Origin of the sequence: Paraburkholderia sp. SIMBA_054 (assembly GCF_046534875.1) — a bacterium.
Classification (GTDB): domain Bacteria; phylum Pseudomonadota; class Gammaproteobacteria; order Burkholderiales; family Burkholderiaceae; genus Paraburkholderia; species Paraburkholderia hospita.
This window is the reverse complement of sequence record NZ_JAWRXV010001034.1, coordinates 1-261: the sequence shown is the minus strand read 5'-3', so window position 1 is coordinate 261 and position 261 is coordinate 1. Positions and strand designations below refer to the sequence as shown.

Annotated in this window: 1 protein-coding gene; it reads right to left on the bottom strand. The window is 39.1% G+C overall.

Annotated features, from left to right (window positions below; genetic code table 11):
• Window positions 1-261 (bottom strand): molybdopterin-dependent oxidoreductase (locus SB822_RS58295; protein WP_410859270.1); only part of this gene is annotated, 261 nt, incomplete at both ends.

Below are 261 nucleotides of genomic sequence, written 5' to 3'. Positions count from 1 at the left end.
ATAATAGTCTTCTAAAAATCCCTGACCTGTTGAGTAAATAGAAATACTATTAGCCCCTTTTTCTTTTAGTGACTTCTTTGTCTTTGTAACAATAAGGTTCATTGCTTCGTCCCATGTTGCAGGAGTAAGCTCTCCTGATGAATTACGTATTAAAGGCGTCACTAATCGATCGGTGCTATTATTGGCATACCATTGATTTTCCCCTTTTGGGCCAAGTCGTCCCCGATTTGTAGGGTGTTTACCATTCCCTTTAATTCCTAC